The sequence below is a fragment of the Caballeronia arationis genome (assembly GCF_001544975.2).
GTDB classification, from domain to species: domain Bacteria; phylum Pseudomonadota; class Gammaproteobacteria; order Burkholderiales; family Burkholderiaceae; genus Caballeronia; species Caballeronia arationis.
This window is the reverse complement of the sequence record NZ_FCOG02000615.1, coordinates 1-539: the sequence shown is the minus strand read 5'-3', so window position 1 is coordinate 539 and position 539 is coordinate 1. Positions and strand designations below refer to the sequence as shown.

Genomic DNA, 539 nt, shown 5'->3' with positions numbered 1-539 from the left:
ATCACGACGAGCGCCCAGATCCGCGAGTTCGACAGCAGCCCGGCGAAACCGTGGCCGAGTTTGTCCCGGTTTTCCGCAGCGAGCACGCTTGTGAGGTGAGCCTTCTCGGGCTCCGACAACCACTTCACGCGCCGAATGTCCTCGCTCATGCGGAAGAAGATGTAGATGCCGAGCAACACTGTCGGAATGCCTTCAACGAGGATCAGCCATTGCCAGCCGCGCAAGCCGCCGAGGCCCGTCATAAAGCGCAGGATCGACCCAGAGACAAGCCCGCCGATCACGCCTGAAGACGCCAGTGCGATATAGAACACGCCCCAGGCGCGGCCACGCCGTGCGGCGGGATACCACTGGCTCATGTAGTAGATCGCGCCCGGAATGAAGCCCGCTTCGGCCAGGCCGAGCAGAAAGCGCATCACGTAGAACTGCGTGGGCGTGCGGATAAAGATGGTCGCGCAGGAGAGAAGACCCCACGTCACCATGATGCGCGAGATCCAGCGGCGCGCGCCCACCTTGTGCAGGATCACGTTGCTCGGCACTTC

General features: G+C 62.9%; 1 protein-coding gene. It reads right to left on the bottom strand.

Translation table 11 applies throughout. The annotated features are described in order from the left end of the window. Positions 1 to 539 (bottom strand): MFS transporter (locus AWB81_RS44130; RefSeq protein ID WP_144444445.1); only part of this gene is annotated, 539 nt, incomplete at both ends.